The organism is Variovorax sp. FG153, from assembly GCF_057809595.1.
This window is the reverse complement of the sequence record NZ_JBMDKG010000006.1, coordinates 115,964-136,385: the sequence shown is the minus strand read 5'-3', so window position 1 is coordinate 136,385 and position 20,422 is coordinate 115,964. Positions and strand designations below refer to the sequence as shown.

Here is a 20,422-nt window from a genome sequence, read left to right as displayed (position 1 = left end):
CCTCTCTCACTCCCCGCGGCGCGTCGAGGTGCCGCCATGCAGCACCCCCTGCGTCATCGGCAGCGCCATGAAGTCGTGCGGAAACCCCAGTGCGATCGCGCTCGCCGCATCAAGCCGTCGCAGCGCCTGTGCATCGAGTTCGATCTCGAGCGCTCCGAGGTTGTCCTCGAACTGCGCGAAGGTGCGCGCGCCGATGATCGGCATCACCGTCGGCCCGCGCCGGTGCAGCAGCCAGGCCAGCGCGATCTGCGCGCTCGAGCGGTCCTGCTCCTTCGCGATCTGTGCCACCACGTCGGCGATGGCGAGGGCGCGTTCCGAGAGCGCGCCGTTGCCCACGGCCACGTCCTTGCGCGTGCCGGTCACGCGCGGGTCGAGGCCCTTGGCGTGGTCGAGGTCGGCGCGGCTGTACTTGCCGGTCAGCACGCCACTGCCCAGCGGCGACCAGGCCATCACGCCGAGGCCGAGCTCGCGCGCCATCGGCAGCAGCTCGCGCTCCACGGTGCGCTCGATCAGGCTGTACTCGATCTGCAGTGCCACCAGCGGCGCCCAGCCGCGCAGTTCGGCCAGGGTCTGCATGCGCGCGACCTGCCAGGCGGGCGTATCGGAGATGCCCGCGTAGAGCACCTTGCCCGCGCGCACGAGGTCGTCGAAGGCGCGCATCACTTCGTCGAAGGGCGTCAGGCCGTCCCAGATGTGCAGGTACAGCAGGTCGATGTAGTCGGTGCCCAGGCGCTTCAGGCTGGCCTCGACCGAGCGCACCATGTTGCGCCGGTGGTTGCCGCCCGCGTTGGGATTGCCGGGCTGCATGTTGAGCGTGTACTTGGTGGCCAGCACCACCGACTCGCGCCGGTCGGCGAGGAACTGGCCCAGCAGCCGCTCCGAGCTGCCGTTGGTATAGAAGTTGGCGGTGTCGACGAAGTTGCCGCCGCGTTCGAGGTAGGCGTCGAACATGCGGCGCGATTCGCCGGCGTCGGCACCCCAGCCCCAGTCGCTGCCGAAGGTCATGGTGCCGAGCGAGATCGGGCTGACGCGCAGGCCCGAGCGGCCGAGAGTGAGGTAGTCGTCGAGTTGCATGGGGATGTCCTTTCGAGGGGGAAGGCGCCGCGGTGCGCGAGCGCCATGGACTCGAATGTCGTTCCACCATTGCATTGGAGAAATACCGCTGTGCTTGATGCTTTGTGAAGCCTCTCTTCATAATGCCCACATGTCCCCCGACCTTCTCCCCGCCATCGCCGCCTTCGCCCGCGTGGCCCATCACGCCAGCTTCACGCGCGCGGCCGAGGAACTCGGCGTCTCGCCCTCGGCGCTGTCGCAGACCGTGCGCACGCTCGAGGCCAAGCTCGGCGTGCGGTTGCTCGACCGCAGCACGCGCAGCGTCGGCGCGACCGAGCTGGGCCGGCAGTTCCTCGAGGGCGTGCGGCCGGCGCTCGCGGCGCTGGCACAGGCAGTGGAAGGCATCGACGAGGCACGCGACAAGCCGGCGGGGCTGCTGCGCCTGAACGTGGCGCGGGTCTCGGCCGAGCTGCTGCTCTATCCGCACTTCGGCGATTTCGCCGCAGCCTATCCAGACATCGTGCTCGAGCTGGTCTGCGACAACCGCATGGTCGACCTGGTCGAGGGCGGCTTCGATGCGGGCATCCGGCTCGGCGAGAGCCTGGCGCAGGACGTGGTGGCGCTGCCGATCGCGGGGCCGCAGCGCATGGTGAGCTTCGCCGCGCCGCGTTACCTGGAGGGACGGACGCCGCCGCGCACGCCCGAGGACCTGCGCGAGCACCGCTGCCTCAACTTCCGGCTCACGACCGGTGGTCTCTACCGCTGGGAGTACGCGCAGGACGGCCGCGAGCTCGACGTGGAGGTGGCGGGGCCGGTGATCGCCAACGACAGCGAGGTGCTGCTGGCGGCCGCGCGCGCCGGCGCGGGCATTGCGGTGGCCTTCGAGGGCACGGTGCGCGAGGACTTCGACAGCGGCCGGCTGGTGCCGCTGCTCGAGCCGTGGTGGCCGAGCTTTCCGGGCTTCTATCTCTACTACCCGAGCCGCGCGCAGATGCCGCGCAAGCTGCGGGTGTTCATCGACTTCCTGCAGGCGCGACATGCGCCGCAGCGCGCGCCGCTCAGGCCCGCATCAGCGCCTCGATCTCGTCCGCCTTCACCGGCACGCCGCGCGAAATGAGCTCGCAGCCGGTGGCCGTGACGATGGCGTCGTCTTCGGTGCGGATGCCGATGTTGTGGAACTGCTCGGGCACGCCGTCGGCGGGGCGCACGTAGATGCCGGGTTCGAGCGTGAGCACCATGCCGGGCTGCAGGATGCGGCTCGGGCGGTTCTTGATGAGCTCGTTCGACAGCGGATCCTTGCGCTCGCTGACCTCGCCGACCTGCGTGGGCTCGACGTAGCTGCCGCAGTCGTGCACGTCCATGCCGAGCCAGTGGCCGGTGCGGTGCATGTAGAACTGGAAGTAGGCGCGGCTGTCGATCACGTCGTCGAGGCCACCGACCTTGTTGGCGTCGAGCAGGCCCAGGTCGAGCATGCCCTGCGCGAGCACGCGCACGGCGGCGTCGTGCGGGTCGTTGAAGCGGTTGCCGGCCTTGGTGGCGGCGGCCGAGGCGTCCTGGCTCGCGAGCACGAGGTCGTACAGCGCGCGCTGCGGGCCGGTGAACCTGCCATTGGCCGGAAAGGTGCGCGTGATGTCGCTGGCGTAGCCGTCGAGCTCGCAGCCGGCGTCGATCAGCACCAGCTCGCCGTCGCGCACGGGCGCCGCATCGGCGCGGTAATGCAACACGCAGGCGTTGGCGCCGGCCGCGACGATGGAACCGTAGGCCGGGTATTGCGAGCCGCCGAGGCGGAACTCGTGCAGCAGCTCGGCGTCGAGGTGGTACTCGCGCACGTCCTTGCCCTCGCGCAGCATGCGCGCCGACAGCTGCATCGCGCGGATGTGGGCGCGGGCGCTGATCTGGGCGGCGCGGCGCATGATGTCCTGCTCGTGCGCGTCCTTCACGAGGCGCATCTCGTCGAGCGGGCCGCAGAGGTCGCGCTGCTCCTCGGGGCACAGCGCGCCGTAGCGCACGCGCGCGCGCACCGACTGCAGCCAGCCGTCGACGCGGGTCTCGAGGCCCTTGTGGGTGGCGAACGGATACCAGACGACCGAGCGGTTCTCGAGCAGCTTGGGCAGCTTCGCATCGAGCTCGGTGACCGAGAAGGCCTCGTCGAGGCCGAGCGCCTCGGGCGCGGCGTCGGGGCCGAGCCGGTAGCCGTCCCAGATCTCGCGCTCCAGGTCCTTGGGCGCGCAGAACAGCGTGGCGCGGCCGTCGCCGCCGAGCACCAGCCAGGCATTGGGCTCGGTGAAGCCGGTCAGGTAGTAGAAGTAGCTGTCGTGGCGGAACAGGAAGTCGCTGTCGCGGTTGCGCTGGCGTTCGGGCGCGGTCGGGATGATCGCGATGCCGTCCTTGCCCAGTTGCGAGGCGAGGCGAGCGCGGCGCTCGGCGTAGATCTTCTTGGTGTCGGTGGTGGTCATCGCGTGGAGACTTCCTGTGAGACGGGCTGGCTACGAAGGCCGGTTGAGTTCGGCGAGGCGCTCGGGCGTTCCCACGTCGGTCCAGGGGCCGGTGTAGAGCTCGGCGCTCACCAGGCCATTGTCCATCGCGGCACGCAGGATCGGCGCCAGCGGGGCTTTGACGCCGCCGGGGTTGCCGCCAGGGATGGCGCAGTACGGCGGCGCGAACAGCGCGGCGCGGTACAGGCCGATGGTCGAGAAGGTGTGGCGCGGGCCGTCTTGCGTGTTGAGCGCGAGGCCCTCGGCCGAGAGGCCGAAGTCGCCCTTCGGGTTGTGCGCGGGATTGGGTACCAGCCACAGGTGCGCGAGATTGCCGCCCGCCACGAAGCGCTCGACCGCGGCCTGGGTGAAGACGAAGCCGGGCGCGAACACGTCGCCCGCCGCGACCCAGAACGGATCGCCCAACAGCGGCAGCGCGCGCACGATGCCGCCCGCGGTCTCGAGCGCGCCGCCGAAGTCGCGGGCCTCGTCGGAGTATGAAATCGATAGCGGCACCTGGCCACCCAGCAACGGTTTCGGGCCGAAGTGGCTGGAGATCCGGTCGCCGAGCCAGGCGGTGTTGAACACCAGCTCGGTGAAGCCGCCGGCCGCCAGCGCCTCCATCGGCCATTGCATCAGCGGCTTGCCGCGAACCTCGAGCAGGGGCTTGGGGGTGGTGTCGGTCAGCGGCCGCATGCGCTCGCCGCGACCGGCCGCGAGCACCATGGCCTTGGCCGCCACCGTCGCGTTCCCGCTCAAGCGCCGGCCGCCACGCGCCCGCGTTGCAGCTCGTTGCGTTCGCTGTGGCGCGGGCGGAACAGCGAGACCAGGCAGTCCATCAGCGCATGGGCCTTGGCCGAGTGGTCGCCGCCGAAGTTGCAGACGTAGACGTCGAGCGTGACGGCGCGCTGCTCGGGCCAGGTGTGCAGGCACAGGTGCGATTCGGCCAGCAGCACGGTGGCGGTGACGCCGCCCGGGCCGTGCGCGGTGGCCGGGAAGCCGTGGACCAGCTTGCCCACCGGCTGCAGCCCCGCGGCCGACACGGCCTTGAGGCAGACGGCGCCGAGCGCCTCGCCGTCGGTGAGCCACTGCGCGCCGCATTGGCAGTCGTGAAGGTCGGCGGTGAGGTGCAGCCCGTGCATATGTCCGCGACTTTAGTACATCGCCCATGCGGGAAAACGCGGGTCCGGCCGGCTGCGCAAAATAAGCGCAGAGGGGTGTAAAGAGGCTGTCGGTGCCGGTTCGGGCTCGCCCGGTAAAATCGCGGGTTCTCCCGAGTCCCACCCACCCAACTCCCCCGAAAGTTCCCTGCCCATGGCCAACCAAGCCCTGATGGCCAACGCGATCCGCGCGTTGGCGATGGATGCCGTTCAACAAGCCAACTCCGGACATCCGGGCGCACCGATGGGGATGGCCGACATGGCCGTCGCGCTGTGGGGCGAGCACCTGCGCTACAACCCCGCCAACCCGCACTGGTTCGACCGCGACCGCTTCGTGCTGTCGAACGGCCATGCCTCGATGCTGCTGTACGCGGTGCTGCACCTGACCGGCTACGACCTGCCGATCGACGAGCTCAAGAACTTCCGCCAGCTGCACAGCAAGACCGCGGGCCACCCCGAGGTCGACGTGACCCCCGGCGTGGAAACCACCACCGGCCCGCTGGGCCAGGGCATCACCAATGCCGTGGGCTTCGCGCTGGCCGAGAAGCTGCTGGCCGCCGAGTTCAACCGCCAGGGCCACGACATCGTCGACCACCACACCTACGCCTTCCTGGGCGACGGTTGCATGATGGAAGGCATCAGCCACGAAGCCTGCGCGCTGGCCGGCGCCTGGCACCTCAACAAGCTGATCGCGCTGTACGACGACAACGGCATCAGCATCGACGGCCAGGTCAAGCCCTGGTTCATCGACAACACGGAACAGCGCTTCAAGGCCTACGGCTGGAACGTCATCGGCCCGATCGACGGCAACGACGCCCAGGCCGTGTCGAAGGCCATCGCCGAGGCGAAGAAGGAAACCTCGCGCCCGACGCTGATCGCCTGCAAGACCACCATCGGCAAGGGCAGCCCGAACCGCGCCGGCACCGCCAAGGCGCACGGCGAGGCGCTCGGCGCCGAAGAGATCAAGCTCACGCGCGAAGCCCTGGGCTGGACCGCGCCGGCCTTCGAGATCCCGACCGAGGTCTATGCCGACTGGAACCACAAGGACGAAGGCCACCGCGTCGAGACCGACTGGAACGAGCGCTTCGCCGCCTACGCCGTCGCCTATCCCGAGCTGGCCGGCGAGTTCACGCGCCGCATGAAGGGCGAGCTGCCCAAGGAATTCCACCAGGTCGCGTTCGACACCGTGGTGGCCGCGCACACCAAGGCCGAGACCGTGGCCAGCCGCAAGGCCAGCCAGCTCGCGCTGGAAGCGTTCACCGCCGCGCTGCCCGAAATGCTCGGCGGCAGCGCCGACCTGACCGGCTCGAACCTCACCAACACCAAGAGCACGGCCGCGCTGCGCTTCGATCCGAAGACCGGCGCCGTGGTGCTGAACGTGCCGGCGGTCGAGGCCAAGCCCGCCGCCGAAGACGAAGCCAAGCCGGCAGCGCCGGCCGAAGCCCCGCACGGCACCATCGGCCGCCACATCAACTACGGCGTGCGCGAGTTCGGCATGGCCGCGATCATGAACGGCGTGGCGCTGCATGGCGGCTACATCCCCTACGGCGGTACCTTCCTGACCTTCAGCGACTACAGCCGCAACGCGATCCGCATGGCCGCGCTGATGAAGCGGCGCGTGATCCACGTGTTCACGCACGACTCCATCGGCCTGGGCGAAGACGGCCCGACGCACCAGTCGATCGAGCATGCCGCCTCGCTGCGCCTGATCCCGAACCTCGACGTCTGGCGTCCGGGCGACACGGCCGAGACCGCCGTGGCCTGGGCCGTGGCGCTGCAGAACCAGTCGCGTCCGACCGCGCTGCTGCTGAGCCGCCAGAACATCGCCTACGCACCGAAGAGCGAACTCGGCGACATCAGCCGCGGCGCCTACGTGCTCGCCGAGCCGGAAGCGGTCGGCCTGAAGAGCAAGAAGACGGCTGCCGTCATCATCGCCACCGGCTCCGAAGTGCAGCTCGCGCTGGCCGCGCAGAAGCTGCTGGCCGAGAAGAAGATCGCGGTGCGCGTGGTGTCGATGCCCTCGACCACCACCTTCGACCGCCAGGACCTGGCCTACAAGAAGGCCGTGCTGCCGAAGAAGCTGCCGCGCATCGCGGTCGAGATGGGCTGCACCGGCGGCTGGTGGAAGTACGGCTGCGCCGCCGTCGTCGGCATCGACACGTATGGCGAATCGGCACCCGCGCCGGTGCTGTTCAAGCACTTCGGCTTCACGGCCGAGAACGTCGCCGCCACGGTCGAGGCCGCGCTGCGCGACTGAGGCAGAGCGTCTTCCGTCCGATCAAGATCAGAGAAGTTTTTCAACCTTAGGAGCAAGTCAGATGGCTATCAAACTCGGTATCAACGGCTTCGGCCGCATCGGTCGCAACGTGCTGCGCGCGGCCGTGCAGAACTTCAAGAACGACATCGAAATCGTCGCCATCAACGACCTGCTCGAGCCCGACTACCTGGCCTACATGCTGCAGTACGACTCGGTGCACGGCCGCTTCAAGGGCGAGGTCACGGTCGAGGGCAACACGCTGATCGTGAACGGCAAGAAGATCCGCCTGACGCAGGAGCGCGATCCCGCGAACCTGAAGTGGAACGAGGTCGGCGCCGACGTCGTGCTCGAGTCGACCGGCCTGTTCCTCACCAAGGAAACGGCGCAGAAGCACATCGACGCGGGCGCCAAGAAGGTGATCCTGTCGGCGCCGTCGAAGGACGACACGCCGATGTTCGTCTACGGCGTGAACGACAAGAAGTACGCCGGCGAAGCCATCGTCAGCAACGCCAGCTGCACCACCAACTGCCTGGCCCCGCTGGCCAAGGTGCTCAACGACAAGTGGGGCATCAAGCGCGGCCTGATGACCACCGTGCACGCCGCCACCGCCACGCAGAAGACCGTGGACGGCCCGAGCAACAAGGACTGGCGCGGCGGCCGCGGCATCCTGGAAAACATCATCCCGTCGTCGACGGGCGCGGCCAAGGCCGTGGGCGTGGTGATCCCCGAGCTCAACAAGAAGCTCACCGGCATGAGCTTCCGCGTGCCGACCTCCGACGTGTCGGTGGTCGACCTGACGGTCGAGCTGGTGAAGGAAGCCACGTACAAGGAAATCTGCGCCGAGATGAAGGCACAGAGCGAAGGCGCGCTCAAGGGCGTGCTGGGCTACACCGAAGACAAGGTGGTGGCCACCGACTTCCGCGGCGACCCTCGCACCTCGATCTTCGACGCCGAAGCCGGCATCGCGCTCGACGGCACCTTCGTGAAGCTCGTGAGCTGGTACGACAACGAATGGGGCTACTCGAACAAGTGCCTCGAGATGGTGAAGGTCGTCTCGAAGTAAGCCTTCGACGCCACCAGGAAAAAACGCGCTCCCCGGAGCGCGTTTTTTTTGGGGCGCCGCGCGACGTTCAGCGCAGCTTCTCGTTGCGCCGTATCTCGCTCGCGAGCTGCGCTGCCATGCGTGCCGCGGCGCGGCGCGCGGCCAGGCCGAAATCGCTCTTGTATTCGTCGAACTCGGCGGTGCCGTTGCCGACCGCGCGCACCCGCGTGACCTCGGCGCCCGCGGCATCGGTGACCGTGCACTGCACCTCCGCGGTGAACGAGGTCGGTGGCCAGGCGAGCAGCGAACTGGAGCTCGAGTCGGTCGTGATCCTCGGCGTGAACACCAGCGCGATGCCGGCCGCCTGGTTGGCCTTCACGTCGTTCGCGGTGCGCAGCACCACCACGTCGCGGTACACCGCGCGCAGCGCATCGCGCACCGGCTTCTCGAGGTCGCGGTACGGGTAGTAGCTGACCTTGCTGCCGCTGCCGCCGGGCGTGACCACCTGGGTGTCGCGCTGCGCGTCGGTCATCACGTAGGCCACCTTCTTCTGCACCAGGTGCTGCAGCGAGCGCGGCGGTGCCGGGTCCGTGACCATGGTGATCGGATGGGTGCAGGCCGCGAGCAGCAGCGCGCCGAGGGCCAGGGCGGCGATGCCGGTGGCGCGCGAGAAAGCGGAAAGCAGGGACATGGCGGCGCCTCCTGTGGTTGTCGTCATGGCCGGATCGCCGCCACGAACTGCGCATCGGCATAGACCTGGCGCAGCAGCGCGCGCACCAGCCGCGGGTACTCGGCCTGGCCGGCCGGCACGGCCACCGCGCCGCCGTAACCCGACTCGAACTTGGTCTCGGCGCGGTAGGTGCGGCGCAGCCGCTGCGTGTCGGCGCGCGTGACCACGATCTCGACCTCCATGCGGCCGCCGCCGTTGAGCACGCCGAGGTCGAGCTCGTTGACGAGGATGCGCGCCGCGATGCGCGTGGGTGCCTTCGGGTCGAGGATGGAGATCTCGGCCAGGTCGCGCCGCATCGCCTCCTCGAGGTAGAGCGCGAAGCTGCCGTTGGGCGAGACCAGGCGCGTGCTGCGCATGCGCACGTTGTTGACCTTGTCCTCGGGATCGGTGGGCTGGGCGCGCGCCACCGCCACCATGCCGGGACGCGTGGCCTCGAGGCGGTCGAGCGCCTCGTAGTCGGCCGCGTAGGGCGGTGCCATCAGCGGCGCGCAGCCGCTGGCCAGCAGCACGAGCGCGGCCAGCGCGGCGGGCACCGCGGCGGCACGCGCGCATCGGCGCGGGCCTTGCGAACGGAAGATCGCCATGTCCGTGGTCCCCTCTCTGTATCGTTGAACGGCTGCCGACGAAGGTAGCAGCATCCCGTGCGCACGAATACAACGGAAAGGGGTAGGCGGCGAAGGAGAAGCGCCCGTCGGGCGCGCGGCCTCAGACCGGCTCGAGCACGTGGATCAGCTTGCTCTCGACCAGTGCCTTGGTCTTCTCGCCGTGGGCCTTCATGTGCGGCGCGACCGCATGGGCCTGCAGGTCGGCCAGCGTCTCCCACTTCTCGATCACGACGAAGGTGTCGGCGCCGAAGCTGGCCTTCGAGGGCGGGATGCCCTGCGCGTCGATGGTGGCGCCGTATTCGATGCAGCCCTTCTCGGCCAGCACCGCGGCGCGGTTCTCGGCGAAGGCGGCGAGCAGTGCGGCGCGCTGGCCGGGCTTGGCGGTGATGACGGCGACGACGTGGATCATGGGCGAGGGTCTCCTGGGGAAGGGAAGAACGGGCCGGTGCGGCCGCGAGCCTCTGAATCTAAGAGATTCCGTCCAGGCGTGCCGGTCCGCTGGGCGACAAGGCCCGAGGCTTGTCCCTATCATCGCGCGCATGTTCTTTCCGCTGCCCCGCACCGCCACCGCGCCCTTCTGTCCGTCGGAGGTGAAAGGCAGCGTCGCGGTGCCGCGGGAACTGTCCTTCGGCCGCAAGCTGCTGCGCTACGCGGGCCCGGGGCTGCTGGTGTCGGTGGGCTACATGGACCCGGGCAACTGGGCCACCGACATCGAGGCCGGCTCGCGCTTCGGCTACGGCCTGCTGTTCGTGGTGCTGCTCGCGAGCCTCGCGGCGATGCTGCTGCAGACCCTGTGCGTGCGGCTCGGGCTGATCGCGCAGAAGGACCTGGCGCGCGCCTGCCGCGAGCGCTATTCGCCGCGCGTCAACCGCTTCCTCTGGCTCGGCGCCGAGCTGGCCATCGTGGCCTGCGACCTCGCCGAGGTGCTCGGCAGCGCGCTCGCGCTGCATCTGCTGTTCGGCGTCTCGATCCCGGTCGGCATCCTCATCACCGCCTTCGACACACTGCTGGTGTTGGGCCTGCAAGGTGCCGGCTTCCGCCGCGTGGAGGCGATCGTGCTCGGCCTGGTCGGCACCATCGCGGCCTGCTTCGTGGTCGAGCTCGCGATGGCGCCGCCCGACTGGTTCGGCGTGGCGGTCGGCTTCGCGCCGATGCTCGAGCGGCTGCACCAGCCGGGCGCGCTCTACCTCGCGATCGGCATCGTGGGCGCGACCGTGATGCCGCACAACCTCTACCTGCATTCGTCGATCGTGCAGACCCGGCTGGTGGCGCCGACCGAGCCCGCGCGGCGCGAGGCGGTGCGCTTCTGCACGCTCGACGCGGTGGTCTCGCTGTCGCTCGCGCTGCTGGTCAACGCGGCCATCATGGTGCTCGCGGCCAGTGCCTTCCATGGCACCGGCCACACGACGGTGACCGAGATCGACGATGCCTACCGGCTGATCGAACCGGTGGTGGGCAGCGCGCTGGCGGCCACGCTGTTCGGCGTGGCGCTGCTGGCCTCGGGGCAGAGCTCGACCTTCACCGGCACCATCGCGGGCCAGATCGTCATGGAAGGCTTTCTCGACCTGAAGATCCCGTGCTGGCAGCGGCGCCTGATCACGCGCGCGCTGGCGCTGGTGCCGGCCTTCGTCGGCGTGTGGTGGTTCGGCGACGGCGGCGTGGGCAGGATGCTGGTGCTGAGCCAGGTGGTGCTGAGCTTCCAGCTGCCGTTCGCGATGTGGCCGCTGATCCGCTTCACGAGCGACCGCGCGCTGATGGGCGGCTTCGCGAACGGGCCGGTGCTGAAGTCGCTGGCCTGGCTGCTGTTCGCGGTGATCAGCGCGGCCAACGTGTGGCTGGTGGCGTCGGTGGTGCTGGGCATCGGCTGAGCGCCGACCGTCGGTCGCGGATTTGCATCCGGTTACCCGGCGTGGCTTCGGGCGGTCATGCGAAGGCCCTAGCATCGGGCCCGTCGCATCACCCAGGAAGCCCCGCGCATGTTCATCGTGACCCTCACCTACATCCGCCCTCTCGAGGAGGTCGACGCGCTGATCGACGCGCACATGGTGTGGCTGCGGAAGCACTACGAGAGCGGGCTGTTCATCGCCTCGGGCCGCCAGGTGCCGCGCCGCGGCGGCGTGATCATCGCGCGCTCGGGCGACCGCGCCGCGCTCGAGGCGGTGCTGGCGCGCGACCCCTTCGTGCAGGGCGAGGTGGCGCGCGCCGAGGTGATCGAGTTCGTGCCGAGCATGACGGCGCTGGGCGCCGAGATGCTCAAGACCTTCTGAGTCTTCAGGGGGCCGGCTTGTCCTCGCGCCCGCCCGGATGCCGCGCGAAGCGCGCCGGGTCGCGGCCATGCACCGGCGCCCCGTCCTCCCAGGGCCAGCCGCCGAACTGCGTGCGGCGGTAGTCGGCCAGGGTCTGGCTGATCTCGGCCTGCGTGTTCATCACGAAGGGCCCGTACTGCACCACCGGCTCGGCGATCGGGCGGCCCTGCAGCAGCAGGAACTCGGCCGTGTCGGCGTCGCCGTTGACGATCTCGACCGCGGTGCCGGCATGCAACTCGATGGCCGCCGGCCCCTGCACCTCGCGGCCCGCGATGCGCGCCTGCGCACCCTTGAAGAAGTACAGCATGCGCCGCGTGCCTGCGCCGCTGGCGGCCGGCAGCGTCCAGTCGGCGCCGGGCGTCATGCGCAGGGTCCAGATCGCCACGTCGGCCTCGGTGCGCGCGGCCCAGGAATCGGGCGGCGGCGCCAGCGGATCGATGGGCGCGGGCGCGCCGGCCTCGGCCGCGTTGCCGAGCCGGCCCGCGATCACCGCGATCTCGGTGCGGCCGCCGCGCGGCGACTCGACCACTAGGCGCGGGATCGCTTCCGACCAGAACATCGTGAAATGCGGCTCGGCCATCTTGCTGGCGGCCGGCAGGTTCAGCCAGATCTGGAACAGCTCGAGCGGATTCGGCGCGCCGGCGTCGAGCAGCGGGAACATCTCGGAATGCACGATGCCCTTGCCGGCCGTGAGCCACTGCACGTCGCCGCCGCCGAAGCGCGCGGTGGCGCCCAGCGAGTCGGAATGGTCGATCAGGCCCTTGCGCACGATGGTCACGGTCTCGAAGCCGCGGTGCGGGTGCGAGGGAAAGCCCGGCACGGTCTCGCCGTGGTACATGCTCCAGCCGTCCTTGCGGCTGAAGTCCTGGCCGATGTCGCGGCCCGCGAGCGAGGCCTCGGGGCCCATCTGCGCGTTGGCGCGCGGATAGGCGTCGTCGTGGTAGACGCAGAACAGGAACGGGTCGACCGTCTCCCACGGGAAGCCCAGGGGCTTGACCCGCACGATGGGGTTGTTGCTGGCGGTGGCGGTGGGCACGTCGGCCTTCCTTTCGGGATCGGACGCCGTCGATGGCGCGGCGTCCTTGCCTTCCATGTCGGGGCGCCGGCGCCCATCGTAAGGGCGCGTGCGCGCGACAGTGCGGCTCGCGGATGGAACGATGGGCATCGCCGGACCGCCTGCCGCCCTTATTGCTGCGGCATCTGCGCGTTCGGGTCCATGAACACGAGTTCCCAGAGGTGGCCGTCGAGGTCCTGGAAGCCATGGCCGTACATGAAGCCGAGGTCCTGCGGCGCGCGCGGCGTGGTGCCGCCGGCGGCGACCGCCTTGGCCACCAGTTCGTCGACCTCGGCGCGGCTCTCGCACGAGAGGCACAGCAGCACTTCGGTGCTGGTGCGGGTGTCGGCGATCGCCTTGTCGGTGAAGGTCTTGAAGAAGGGCTCGACCAGCAGCATCGCGTGGATGCTGCCTTCCTGCACCACCATGCAGGCGGCGTTGGTGTCGGTGAACTGCGGGTTGAAGCTGTAGCCCAGCGCGTTGAAGAAGGCCTTGGACTTGTCGAGGTCCTTGACGGGGAGGTTCACGAAGATCTGCTTGGTGGCCATGGTGTTTCCTGTGCGTCGAAAGATGGGAACGAAAGAGGGGACTTCGGGGCGCTGGACTGGTTGTTGTGTACAGCGTCCACAAATTATGCAAAACAAAATGGACGGTGTCCACATCAATTTGCAAGAAGACGCTTCCGGCCCCCCGACGGCCCGTCCCGATGCCCGCGCGTACCGTGCGCCGATGGGTGGCGCCGCGTCGCGCAGCGTGCATCATGGCTGGCTCATGGAAATCGAATTCAAGTTCCACATCCCCGCCGACCGCCTGAAGGCCGTCGACGCCGCGCTGCGCCGCGGTGCCGTGGTGCGCACGCGGCTGCAGGCGCGCTATTTCGACACCGCCGACGAGCGGCTGGCCGCGCAGGGCATCGTGCTGCGGCTGCGCAAGGAGGGCCGGCGCTGGGTGCAGACGGTGAAGGCCACCGGCGACAACGCGCTGCACCGGCTCGAGCACAACGTCGACCTCGGCACCGCGGGCGCCTCGCCGGGCATCGACCCGCAGCGCCACCAGGGCACGCCGGTCGGCGAGCGGCTGGCGAAGGCGCTCGCGGGCGAGGATGGGCAGCCCGCGGCGCTGGTCGAACGCCAGTCCACCGACATCGTGCGGCTCACGCGCGACGTGCGCAGCACCGGGCCCGGTGGCGTCGTTGCCGAACTGGCGCTCGATGTCGGCAAGGTGGTCGCGCATGCCGGCACGCCCGAACAGCGCGAATCGCCGGTCTGCGAGCTCGAGCTCGAACTCAAGCGCGGCAGCGTGCCGGGCCTGGTCGCGCTCGCGCAGCGCTGGTCGCAGCAACATGGGCTGTGGTTCAGCACCATTTCGAAGGCCGAGCGCGGCGCGCGCCTGCTCGCGGGGCTCGACGTGGTGCCCGTCATCAAGGCCGAGCCGCCACGCTTCGCGAGCGCGCCCGATGGCCGCGCGATCCAGCGCGCCGTGGTTGCGAACTGCCTCGCGCAGATCCTGCCGAATGCCACCGAAGTGGCCGCGGGCAGCGACGACGAGGAACAGGTCCATCAACTGCGCATCGGCATCCGGCGCCTGCGCACGGCCCTGCGCGAACTCGAGGGGCTCGACCCCACGGGCGCCTTCGACCGCGCGGGCTGGGAGCCGGCGCTGGTCGACTGCTTCCGCGCACTGGGCGCGCTGCGCGACCGCGAGCAGGTGGCGAAGATCGCGCAGCCGAAACTGCGCGAGGCCGGAGCGCCCGAGGTGGATCCGCTGGCCGGCGAGGCGGCCGACGCAGGCCCCACCCAGCCTTCACCCGGCGACGCTGTTCGCGCGCCCGCGTTCCAGGCGGTGCTGGTGGCCTTGATCGGCTTCACCGCGACCGAGGCCCCGGCGCCCGAACCGGCCGCGGAGGGCGCGCCGCCCGTCACGCCGCTGGACTCCGACGACGCCCGTCGCTTCCTGCGCAAGCGCCTGCAACGCCTGCACGAGCAGGCCCTGCGCGACGGCGGCCGCTTCGAATCGCTGGACACCGACAGCCAGCACCGCGTGCGCAAGCGCCTCAAGCGCCTGCGTTACCTCGCCGAATTCGCGGCGCCGCTGTTCGAGACCCGGGACGAGAGGAAGGGCGACGACAAGAGCGCCGCCGAGCGCTACCTGAAGCGCCTGCGCCCCGCGCAGGACGCATTGGGCGAGTTCAACGACGAGGCCGTCGCGATGGCCCTGTACCGCGAAGCCACCGCGCACGATGCGCGCGCCTGGTTCGCGGTGGGCTGGTTCAGCGCACGGCATGCGGCCGGCGCGGCGGCCTGCCGGGAGGCGCTGGAAAAGATCGAGGGCGCGCCGCGGTTCTGGAAGAAGGGCCGCGGCAAGTCCTGACGCGGGGCGCGCGAGCGAGCGCGTCCGATGTCAGTGGTGGTGGCCGTGCGCCCCGTGCACATGGCGATGCTCGATCTCCACCGGCAGCGCCTCGCGCACGTCCGTCACGGTCAGGCTGAAGCGCAGCGCCTTGCCGGCCCACGGATGGTTGCCGTCGAGCATGACGACCGGGCCCTTGATCTTCATCACGGTGAACACGTGCTCGCGGCCGTCGTCGAGGCGACCCTGCAGCTGGCCGCCCACCTTCACGCCCGGCGGGAAGTCGGTCTTGGGAATGCTGCGCACCAGCGTCTCGTCGCGCTGGCCGAAGGCGTCCTCGGGCGCGAGGTTCAGGGTGGTCTGGTAGCCCTTCTCCTGGCCGTCGAGCGCTTCCTCGATCTTGGGCAGCGTGTTCTCGTAGCCGCCGTGCAGGTAGGCCATGGGCTCGGGGCTGGCTTCGATCAGCTTGCCCTGGGCGTCGGCGACTTTGTACTTGAGGGTGACGACGGTGTCTTTTGCGATTTTCATCGGGCCATTTTCCGTGCAAACCGATGGGCCGTGACGGCTAGGTCTTCCACGAGCGGAAGGCCTCGGGCAGCGTTTCCTCCGTGCTCAGCTTCTGCGTCACCATCGCGATGAAGGCCGACACCGCGAGCGGCAGGTGCTTGCGGCTCGGGTACAGCACGGTCAGCCCCTGCCCCGTGCGCTGGTACTGCGGCAGCACCGGCACCAGCCGGCCGGCCGCCACGTCGAGCCGGCCCATCGAGGGCGGCAGCAGCGCGATGCCCAGGCCGGCCACGGCCGCCCGGCGCAGCGCCTGCGCGGTGTTGCCGCTGAAGCGGCCCGTGACCTGCACTTCCTCCTCGCCGTCCGGCCCGGCCAACCGCCAGGTCGCGCGGCCGCTGGGATGCGCCGCGGTCACGCAGTCGTGCTGCGCCAGGTCCTGCAGCGTGGCCGGGGCGCCGCGCGCGGCGATGTAGGCGGAGCTCGCCACCAGGCCGTCGGTGCGCGGTCCCAGCAGCTTGCGGCCGACGTAGCCCGAATCGGGCTGCGCGCCGCCACGGAAGGCGACGTCGATCTGCTCCGCGATCAGGTCGGCCTTGGCGTCGCTGAGCACGAAGTCGACCCGCACCAGCGGATTCGCGGCCAGGAAGTCGGCCACCCATTCCATCGGGAAGAAATCGAAGAAGTCGGCGGTCGCCGCCACGCGCACGAGGCCGCTGGGCTCGCGGCTGCCGGTGACCAGCTCCTGCCCGGCCTCGACCAGTCCATCGACCGCGCCCGCGCAGCGCTCGTGAAAAGCCTGGCCCGCGCTGGTCAGCGTCAGCTTGCGGGTCGAGCGCTGCATCAGCCGCGTGCCCAGCTGCGCCTCGAGCTGCTGGATGCGCCGGCTCACGGTGTTGGGCGGCAGCCCGAGGCGCCGGGCGGCTTCGGCGAAGCTGCCGTGGCGCACCACCTGCACGAACATGGCGATGTCGTTGAGGTCGAGCATGGGATTCGATTCCTTCCAAGAATGGACGAGTGCAATCCGACTCTACCGTCTAGTCGATCAATGGGTGGCGCCCTAACCTTCGATCCATCGGGCCCGCAGGCCCGTCCATCCATCCCTCGACCCCGAATCCCAGGAGCTTTCATGTCCACCACCCAACCCCTCATCGGCATCGTCATCGGCTCGACCCGCGAAGGCCGCTTCGGCGAGAAGCCCGCGCACTGGATCCACGAGATCGCGAAGCAGCGCACCGACCTCGCCTTCGAGCTGGTCGACCTGCGCGACCATCCGCTGCCCTTCTTCGACGAAGCCGGCGCGCCGGCCTGGGGCCCGGTGAAGAACGAGGCCGCGCGGCGCTGGCAGGCGAAGCTGGCCAGCTTCGACGGCCTCGTCGTGGTCACGCCCGAGTACAACCACGGCCCGAGCGCGGTGCTGAAGAACGCGATCGACTGGGCCTACAAGGAGTTCGTGCGCAAGCCGATCGGCTTCGTGGGCTACGGCGGCGTGGGCGCGGCGCGCGCGATCGAGCAGCTGCGGCTGATCGCGGTCGAGATGCAGATGGCACCGGTGCGCAACGCGGTCCACATCGGCATGGTCGAGTTCCTCGGCATCTGGCAGCAGGGCAAGAACTTCGAGGACTTCCCGCACCTCGCGCAGTCTGCGGGCGGCATGCTCGACGACCTCGCGTGGTGGACCAAGGCACTGAAGACCGCGAGGGAGGCCGTATGACCGCTGAAGTCGCAACACGAACCCGCGCCATCGTCTACCGCACGCGCGGCATGAAGCACGGGCCGATCGCGCGGCTCGTGAGCCCGGGCGACCTCGGCGAATTCCTCAAGCCCTTCGTCTTCCTGGACCTGTTCGGCTTCGACACCGAGGGCGGTCACCGCGGCTTCGGCATGCATCCGCACTCGGGCATCGCCACGCTGACCTGGCTGATCGAGGGCGACACGCTCTACGAGGACACGACCGGCGAACAGGGCGTGCTGCGCGGCGGCGGCGTCGAGTGGATGCGCGCGGGCAATGGCGTCTGGCACACGGGCGCGCCGGCGCCGGGCGTGAAGCGCGTGCGCGGCTTCCAGCTCTGGGTGGCGCTGCCCGCATCGGAAGAGAACGCGCCCGCGCAGAGCATCTACCTCGCGCCCTCGCAGGTGCCGCGCGAGGGCCCGGCGCGCGTGCTGCTCGGCAGCTACGGCGCGGCGCGCAGCGCGATCCCGGCGCCCGCGCCGATCAACTACCTCGCGGTGCAGCTGAAGGACGGCGAGCACTGGCGCTACACGCCGCCGGCCGGCCATACGGTGGGCTGGCTCGCGGTCGAAAGCGGCGGGCTCGACGCGGGCGACGAGGCCGGCGGGACCATCGGCGACGGCGAGCTCGCGGTGTTCGAGGAGTCGGGCGAGGCCATCGAGCTGGTGGCGCACGGCGACACCTCCTTCGTGCTGGGCTCGGCGGTCAAGCATCCGCACGAGCTCGTGATGGGCCACTACTCGGTGCACACCAGCCGCGCGACGCTGGACCAGGGCGAGGCCGAGATCCGTCGCATCGGCGCGAAGCTGCGGCAGGAGGGCCGGCTCGGCCGAGCCTCGTAATCGAGCATGCGCGCGGCGGGTGGCTGCGCCAGAATCGTTCGCTTCCAGAACGATTCAGCCAGCCACCCCCCATGAACATCGTCGATTCCTTCGCCGACGTCGCGCGCTTCGTCGACATCCGGCGCGACATCCACGCCCACCCCGAGCTCGGCTTCGAGGAACACCGCACTTCCGAGAAAGTGGCCGGCCTGCTCGCCGAATGGGGCATCGAGGTGCACCGCGGCATCGCGGGCACCGGCCTGGTCGGCGTGCTGCGCAAGGGCACGGGCGCGCGCACCATCGGCCTGCGCGCCGACATGGACGCGCTGCCGCTGCACGAGGCCAACGAGTTCGCCCACAAGTCGCGCCACGCGGGCCGCATGCACGCCTGCGGCCACGACGGCCACACCACCATGCTGCTGGCCGCCGCCTGGCACCTGTCGCAACAGGGCCCGGACGACTTCGACGGCACGGTGCATTTCATCTTCCAGCCCGCGGAGGAGATGGGCAAGGCCGGTGCCAAGAAGATGATCGACGAGGGCCTGTTCGAGCGCTTCCCGTGCGACGCGGTCTTCGGCCTGCACAACTTCCCGGTCGGCGACGTGGGCCGCTTCGCGCTCAACGAGGGCGCGCTCATGGCCTCGAGCAACACCTACCGCATCACGCTGCACGGGCGCGGCACGCATGCCTCGATGCCGCACACCGGCATCGACCCGGTGGCGGCGGTGGTCAACCTCGCGCAGCAGCTGCAGACCATCGTCGCGCGCACCATCCCGAGCACCGAGCGCGCGCTGCTCGCGGTCACGCAACTGCGCGGCTCGGACGCGCCCAACATCATTCCCGACGAGGCCACGGTCGGCGGCACCATCCGCACCTTCTCGATCGAGGCCATCGACCTGCTCGAGGCGCGGCTGCGCGAGGTGGCCGCGGGCGTGGCGGCGGCGCACGGCTGCACGGCCGAGGTGTTCTTCAACCGCTCCTCGCCGCCGACGGTGAACCATCCGGCCGAGGCGCGCTTCGCGGCCGCCGTGATGCGCGAGGTGGTGGGCGACGACATGGTCACCACCGACTTCCCGGCGGTGATGGGCGCCGAGGACTTCGCCCACATGCTGCTGGCGCGGCCCGGCTGCTATGCCTTCCTCGGCAATGGCGACGGCGACCACCGCCTCGACGGCCACGGGCCCGGGCCTTGCATCATCCACAACAGTTCGTTCGACTTCAACGACGAGATCATCCCGATCGGCGCGAGCTACTTCGTGCGGCTGGCGCAGCGCTGGCTCGCGCCGGGGCGCTGAAGCGACCACGCGGACTTCTTCCTTTCTCCAACCCGACGAAAGCGGCCCCACCGATGACCACCCCGTTCGCCCGACGCTCGCTCCTCGCCCTGGCCTTCGCGGCAGCTGTACTGCCCGCGGCGGCGCAGCAGCGCGTGATCCACATCGTCGTGCCCTTCGGCACCGGCGCGGTGCAGGACACCGTGGCGCGCGCCTTCAACAACGAGCTCGGCGCGGCGCTCAATGCGAGCGCCATCGTCGAGAACCGCGCGGGTGCGGGCGGCACCGTGGGCGCGGCGATCGCGGCCAAGGCGCCGGCCGACGGCAACACGCTGGTGCTCGCGGCCGCGAGCCACAACATCGCAGGCTTCCTCTACAGCAAGCTGCCCTACGACCCGCTCAAGGACTTCGTGGGCGTGGCCAACATCGGCAACGCGGGCTACGTGCTCGCGGTGGCCAGCGGCATGAACGTGTCGACCACGGCCGACTTCATCAAGGAGGTCAAGGCCAATCCCGGCAAGTACAACTACGCCTCGGCCGGCAACGGCAGCGCCACGCACCTCGCGATGGCCTCGTTCCTCGCCAAGGCCGGGCTGCAGATGACGCACATCCCGACCAAGTCCACCGGCGAGGCGGTCAACGAGGTGCTCGCGGGCCGGGTGCAGGCGGTGATTTCGTCGAGCATCGGCGTGATGGGCTTCCAGAGCGATCCGCGCATGAAGCTGCTGGCCTCGACCGGCCAGTCGCGCAGCCCCTTCCTGCCGAAGCTGCCGACCGTGGCCGAGAGCGGCCTCCCCGGCTATGCCTTCGACTCGTGGATCGGCCTGCTCGCGCCGGCGGCCACGCCCAAGGCCGAGGTCGAGCGGCTCAACGCGGCCGTCAACAAGGTGATCGCCGACCCGGCGATCCAGGAACGCTTCACGCGGCTGGGCGTGGAGCCGCGCAGCCAGAGCGCCGAGGAATTCCAGAAGCTGCTGCGCGCCGACTGGGATGCGATGGGGGCGGTGGTGAAGGCTTCGGGGGCGAAAGTCGATTGAAGTCGAATACAAGCTTTGGCAGAT

Annotated in this window: 21 protein-coding genes; 10 read left to right on the top strand and 11 right to left on the bottom strand. The window is 69.9% G+C overall.

The features are described from left to right. Positions 1 to 6: 6 nt before the first annotated feature. Positions 7 to 1,074: an aldo/keto reductase gene (locus tag ACODT0_RS09770; protein WP_261208823.1), complete on the bottom strand. Its 1,068-nt coding sequence runs from the start codon at positions 1,072 to 1,074 to the stop codon at positions 7 to 9. 130 nt (positions 1,075 to 1,204) lie between these two features. On the opposite strand from ACODT0_RS09770, the gene ACODT0_RS09765 reads away from it, so the two are divergent. Beyond that, positions 1,205 to 2,170, top strand: coding sequence for a LysR family transcriptional regulator (locus tag ACODT0_RS09765; RefSeq protein ID WP_489041148.1), 966 nt, complete (start codon positions 1,205 to 1,207; stop codon positions 2,168 to 2,170). Here the strand turns inward: ACODT0_RS09765 and ACODT0_RS09760 are convergent. The 3 genes from ACODT0_RS09760 to speD are packed head-to-tail and all read right to left on the bottom strand — an operon-like array spanning position 2,112 to position 4,669. Beyond that, positions 2,112 to 3,509, bottom strand: a complete 1,398-nt coding sequence (locus ACODT0_RS09760) for an aminopeptidase P N-terminal domain-containing protein (RefSeq protein WP_057593260.1) — start codon at positions 3,507 to 3,509, stop codon at positions 2,112 to 2,114. The two genes, ACODT0_RS09765 and ACODT0_RS09760, sit on opposite strands and share 59 nt — an antisense overlap. 30 nt (positions 3,510 to 3,539) lie before the next feature. Beyond that, positions 3,540 to 4,253, bottom strand: a complete 714-nt coding sequence (locus tag ACODT0_RS09755; protein WP_489041194.1) for a nucleotidyltransferase family protein — start codon at positions 4,251 to 4,253, stop codon at positions 3,540 to 3,542. A 29-nt stretch (positions 4,254 to 4,282) separates the two neighbouring features. Further along, positions 4,283 to 4,669 (bottom strand): adenosylmethionine decarboxylase, encoded by a 387-nt coding sequence (speD, locus tag ACODT0_RS09750; protein ID WP_057593259.1) that lies wholly within the window; start codon positions 4,667 to 4,669, stop codon positions 4,283 to 4,285. A 172-nt stretch (positions 4,670 to 4,841) separates the two neighbouring features. Between speD and ACODT0_RS09745 the strand changes: the two genes are divergently transcribed. Both ACODT0_RS09745 and gap read left to right on the top strand, forming a co-directional pair. Then, positions 4,842 to 6,944 carry a transketolase family protein gene (locus tag ACODT0_RS09745; RefSeq protein ID WP_489041147.1) on the top strand — a complete coding sequence of 701 codons (2,103 nt, stop codon included), beginning with the start codon at positions 4,842 to 4,844 and terminating at the stop codon, positions 6,942 to 6,944. A 61-nt stretch (positions 6,945 to 7,005) separates the two neighbouring features. Then, positions 7,006 to 8,007 (top strand): type I glyceraldehyde-3-phosphate dehydrogenase, encoded by a 1,002-nt coding sequence (gap, locus tag ACODT0_RS09740; protein WP_203203438.1) that lies wholly within the window; start codon positions 7,006 to 7,008, stop codon positions 8,005 to 8,007. A gap of 67 nt (positions 8,008 to 8,074) precedes the next feature. On the opposite strand, the gene ACODT0_RS09735 is transcribed toward gap, so the two are convergent. From ACODT0_RS09735 to ACODT0_RS09725, 3 genes are all read right to left on the bottom strand, one after another. Continuing rightward, on the bottom strand, positions 8,075 to 8,677 hold the full coding sequence (locus tag ACODT0_RS09735) for a hypothetical protein (RefSeq protein ID WP_082322056.1): 603 nt from the start codon (positions 8,675 to 8,677) through the stop codon (positions 8,075 to 8,077). Positions 8,678 to 8,700: 23 nt separating this feature from the next. Continuing rightward, entirely contained in the window at positions 8,701 to 9,300 is a 600-nt protein-coding gene (locus ACODT0_RS09730; RefSeq protein WP_057593256.1) for a hypothetical protein, read from the bottom strand. 121 nt (positions 9,301 to 9,421) lie between these two features. After that, the gene (locus tag ACODT0_RS09725) at positions 9,422 to 9,730 is read right to left on the bottom strand and encodes a putative quinol monooxygenase (RefSeq protein WP_057593255.1); all 309 of its coding nucleotides are present in this window, start codon (positions 9,728 to 9,730) and stop codon (positions 9,422 to 9,424) included. A 130-nt stretch (positions 9,731 to 9,860) separates the two neighbouring features. On the opposite strand from ACODT0_RS09725, the gene ACODT0_RS09720 reads away from it, so the two are divergent. Together ACODT0_RS09720 and ACODT0_RS09715 are read left to right on the top strand one after the other, a co-directional pair. Next, positions 9,861 to 11,189 carry an Nramp family divalent metal transporter gene (locus ACODT0_RS09720; protein ID WP_489041146.1) on the top strand — a complete coding sequence of 443 codons (1,329 nt, stop codon included), beginning with the start codon at positions 9,861 to 9,863 and terminating at the stop codon, positions 11,187 to 11,189. A gap of 108 nt (positions 11,190 to 11,297) precedes the next feature. Then, positions 11,298 to 11,588, top strand: a complete 291-nt coding sequence (locus tag ACODT0_RS09715; RefSeq protein WP_057593253.1) for a YciI family protein — start codon at positions 11,298 to 11,300, stop codon at positions 11,586 to 11,588. A 4-nt stretch (positions 11,589 to 11,592) separates the two neighbouring features. Here the strand turns inward: ACODT0_RS09715 and ACODT0_RS09710 are convergent, their stop codons facing one another. Both ACODT0_RS09710 and ACODT0_RS09705 read right to left on the bottom strand, forming a co-directional pair. Continuing rightward, positions 11,593 to 12,792 (bottom strand): pirin family protein, encoded by a 1,200-nt coding sequence (locus ACODT0_RS09710; RefSeq protein ID WP_489041144.1) that lies wholly within the window; start codon positions 12,790 to 12,792, stop codon positions 11,593 to 11,595. 20 nt (positions 12,793 to 12,812) lie between these two features. Beyond that, complete coding sequence (locus tag ACODT0_RS09705; protein ID WP_422099873.1) at positions 12,813 to 13,229, bottom strand: VOC family protein; 417 nt, start codon at positions 13,227 to 13,229, stop codon at positions 12,813 to 12,815. Positions 13,230 to 13,452: 223 nt separating this feature from the next. Between ACODT0_RS09705 and ACODT0_RS09700 the strand changes: the two genes are divergently transcribed. Beyond that, positions 13,453 to 15,051 carry a CYTH and CHAD domain-containing protein gene (locus ACODT0_RS09700; protein WP_489041143.1) on the top strand — a complete coding sequence of 533 codons (1,599 nt, stop codon included), beginning with the start codon at positions 13,453 to 13,455 and terminating at the stop codon, positions 15,049 to 15,051. Positions 15,052 to 15,081: 30 nt separating this feature from the next. Here the strand turns inward: ACODT0_RS09700 and ACODT0_RS09695 are convergent, their stop codons facing one another. After that, on the bottom strand, positions 15,082 to 15,558 hold the full coding sequence (locus ACODT0_RS09695) for an FKBP-type peptidyl-prolyl cis-trans isomerase (protein WP_057593250.1): 477 nt from the start codon (positions 15,556 to 15,558) through the stop codon (positions 15,082 to 15,084). A gap of 37 nt (positions 15,559 to 15,595) precedes the next feature. After that, positions 15,596 to 16,522, bottom strand: coding sequence for a LysR family transcriptional regulator (locus ACODT0_RS09690; RefSeq protein WP_489041142.1), 927 nt, complete (start codon positions 16,520 to 16,522; stop codon positions 15,596 to 15,598). A gap of 141 nt (positions 16,523 to 16,663) precedes the next feature. Here ACODT0_RS09690 and ACODT0_RS09685 point away from each other — a divergent pair, with 141 nt between their 5' ends. The 4 genes from ACODT0_RS09685 to ACODT0_RS09670 all read left to right on the top strand — a co-directional run bounded on the left by ACODT0_RS09685 (position 16,664) and on the right by ACODT0_RS09670 (position 20,398). After that, a complete protein-coding gene (locus ACODT0_RS09685; RefSeq protein ID WP_261208844.1) occupies positions 16,664 to 17,248 on the top strand; it encodes an NADPH-dependent FMN reductase in 585 nt (194 codons plus the stop codon). Next, on the top strand, positions 17,245 to 18,108 hold the full coding sequence (locus ACODT0_RS09680) for a pirin family protein (protein WP_413761970.1): 864 nt from the start codon (positions 17,245 to 17,247) through the stop codon (positions 18,106 to 18,108). The genes ACODT0_RS09685 and ACODT0_RS09680 overlap by 4 nt, the downstream gene beginning before the upstream one ends. Before the next feature lie 71 nt (positions 18,109 to 18,179). Further along, positions 18,180 to 19,382 (top strand): M20 aminoacylase family protein, encoded by a 1,203-nt coding sequence (locus ACODT0_RS09675; protein ID WP_479671152.1) that lies wholly within the window; start codon positions 18,180 to 18,182, stop codon positions 19,380 to 19,382. 53 nt (positions 19,383 to 19,435) lie between these two features. Continuing rightward, complete coding sequence (locus ACODT0_RS09670) at positions 19,436 to 20,398, top strand: tripartite tricarboxylate transporter substrate-binding protein (RefSeq protein WP_057593245.1); 963 nt, start codon at positions 19,436 to 19,438, stop codon at positions 20,396 to 20,398. Positions 20,399 to 20,422 lie beyond the last annotated feature (24 nt).